This is a genomic window from Acidobacteriota bacterium (assembly GCA_003225175.1).
GTDB lineage: Bacteria > Acidobacteriota > Terriglobia > Terriglobales > Acidobacteriaceae > Gp1-AA112.
The window spans coordinates 1-2,425 of the sequence record QIBA01000182.1 but is presented as its reverse complement, the minus strand read 5'-3'; the positions used below and the strand labels follow the sequence as shown (position 1 = coordinate 2,425).

Here is a 2,425-nt window from a genome sequence, read left to right as displayed (position 1 = left end):
CTTACTTTGCCGTCGCGGCGAATCTTTTGTGTTTGGTCCAGATCGGCGTTTTCGGCGAACGCAATCTTGATCGTATCTCCGGGGGAAAGTCTTACAGCAGTGTAAGGACCTGGTGGGTACGGCAAAGGCGGCCACTTCGTCTGGCATCCGGCGCAGGCGAGCGCTGCAATCGCTAATAGCGCGAAACAGCAATGAAAGCCTCCTAGTTCGCCGTTCTTGCGAGTCTTTTGCGTCATGTGGCCTGTTTACTTCACACACTTGTTGATAGGCAAGATAAAAACCACCGCGATCTACGTTCCGACGGTGCTTGGAAAATTCCTTCAGCGAAACGTCCAACCTCAAGCGCAGATCAACCGTGGCGATGGGCCGGGCGGGATTGCCTTGCACAACCGTTCGCGCCGGCACGGACTTTGTAACTATCTCCCAGCGACCACGATGGCCCCTTCCCAATCGTAACATTTGTGAGATAATCGCACCCGGGCCTACCGTCGCATCTTCCTCGATGAGGGCGCCTCTTTGCTCGCGAAAATGCGCGATGTCGTTGCGGTATCGGAACCGTCGCCCGATCCCGGATTGTGACTAGCTTGGGCGACCACGTCTCGATGATTGCGTCATAGCCAATCCAAACGTCTTTGCCGATATGAACACCGCGCCATCGGTTGAGCCAGACCCTCCAGCTCCTGGCGCCTGGCGCGTGACGAGCAAGCGCCTGAAGGATTCGATTTTTAAGGCCCCGGATAAACCGCTCCGGCGGCTCCTCATCTTGAAATGTCATTCGCTATTTTTCTGAAACCGATTTTGCATCCGCAAAAGAGCGTCGCTCCACGAATTGATTGGGAGACCGCTGAGGAAAATCATGATCACCTTTCGGTTCCATTGGAATTGTGCTCCTTAAAGATAGAAACGGCCAGGTGAAGTCCGACACCGTAATTGACGACCACATGAAGTCGGCCGCGCTGGCCACGATGCAGCTTAGCCAGCGAAATGACCGAGTCCGAAGCCATGCAATGTGCACGTTCGGCCATTTCATCCATCACATGTTCGACACAAGGTATCCGGAGATACCGTGTCACCATCTTCCACGTGTCCGGGAAAATATTCGGATAATGGATAGCCACATCACTCCCTGCCAGATCCAAATCGAGGCTGGTCGCAAGCTCCTGGACCATTTGCACAGTGCGTTTCACGATCTCAACAAAAGAGACTGCGGTGCGCGTTGTGGAGTAGTAGTTGATTCCTAACAATTGATAACCATGCTGCTCATGCCCGATTACAAAGGCAGAGCTGTGGTCCGAACCTAGAATCCGTTCTCGCACCATGTCATAAGGCACGCCAGGAGGCATACTGTCGGCCATCACGCAGATCGCCGGGCGCCCCTCTGAATTCGAGAACAGAGCCGCTGCAGCTAGCAGGACTGAGGCGAACCCTGCGCAGCCGCTGGCAAATGAACAGAAGTACGGCACATGATCAATTTGAAGCTCTCGCATCACCTCCGCGGGAAAGTAACGATTTCGCAACGCTATATCCGTTTCGTTCACATCGTAGCGCACGACGGCGCTCTCGGCGTAGCAGTGCTGAAAGACCAGGCCGCGCGGTTCTCCAGCACTTCGCAAAGCGGAGGATAATGGGACAGTAGCCAGACTCAAAAGCGTCTCATCTCTGCCCAACCCGAAGTTTTGGCGATAAGCGACGGCGCTCAAAGCCTTAACGTCGCCGATAAGAAGTTTCTCAGCCTTCAATTCATTCAGGTCGCGACGGATACTGCCGAGCTGGTAGTAAAGTCCGTGGATGAAAATGAGCGCGTGCTGATAGAGAAGTATCATAGATCAATCCACGAAGACCGTCTGACTATGCGCCGGCGGGTAGATCTGGCTTGGCATTTTCCGCAGCATACTGTGACAGCGGGCCCAACATTGTGATTTGTTCCGCATCCAGGGTGGCGATGTCGAGTTGAATGTGGAATTCATCCTCGATCGAACTGACCATCTCAAGGATACCGAAAGAATCGATCACGCCCTTAAAGAGGAAATCAAAATTGTCCGGAAGTTCGGCCGGATCGAGTCCCATTTCTTTGATTGACCGAGAGTATTTGTCTAAAAGGAATTGTCGCACTCGGCCCGGAGTAAGATCATTCATTCAATAGCCCTGTGCCAGATTAGCGACCGCTTCGGAGAACTCGTGATCATTTCACGATCGTGAAACCGTTGACCCCTCTTAAAGCAACGCCCTTTCTGCAAAGGGCCGTGTGAATTTCGTCGTAACTTCGCAACGAGCCGATTTCGTCCAAATCAAATTCGACCGAGAAGGTCCCCTGCAAATCTGCGATTAATTGCACCATGGCGAGGGAATCCCATGCCCCAATCTTTTTCTCGGTGATCTCCTCCGGAGGAATGTCAGGCGATAAGTTAAAAAAATCGCGCAGGAG

General features: G+C 53.0%; 5 protein-coding genes. 1 reads left to right on the top strand and 4 read right to left on the bottom strand.

The window, feature by feature from the left end; all coding sequences use genetic code 11:
- Window positions 1-236 (bottom strand): hypothetical protein (locus DMG62_24295; protein ID PYY19779.1); only part of this gene is annotated, 236 nt, incomplete at its 3' end.
- On the opposite strand from DMG62_24295, the gene DMG62_24290 reads away from it, so the two are divergent.
- The gene (locus DMG62_24290; protein PYY19778.1) at window positions 235-456 is read left to right on the top strand and encodes a hypothetical protein; all 222 of its coding nucleotides are present in this window, start codon (window positions 235-237) and stop codon (window positions 454-456) included. The two genes, DMG62_24295 and DMG62_24290, sit on opposite strands and share 2 nt — an antisense overlap.
- Before the next feature lie 404 nt (window positions 457-860).
- On the opposite strand, the gene DMG62_24285 is transcribed toward DMG62_24290, so the two are convergent.
- The 3 genes from DMG62_24285 to DMG62_24275 all read right to left on the bottom strand — a co-directional run.
- Window positions 861-1,823, bottom strand: a complete 963-nt coding sequence (locus DMG62_24285) for a hypothetical protein (protein ID PYY19777.1) — start codon at window positions 1,821-1,823, stop codon at window positions 861-863.
- 25 nt (window positions 1,824-1,848) lie between these two features.
- Window positions 1,849-2,067: a hypothetical protein gene (locus DMG62_24280; GenBank protein PYY19776.1), complete on the bottom strand. Its 219-nt coding sequence runs from the start codon at window positions 2,065-2,067 to the stop codon at window positions 1,849-1,851.
- A 115-nt stretch (window positions 2,068-2,182) separates the two neighbouring features.
- On the bottom strand, window positions 2,183-2,425 hold a 243-nt coding region (locus DMG62_24275), incomplete at its 5' end, for a hypothetical protein (GenBank protein PYY19775.1).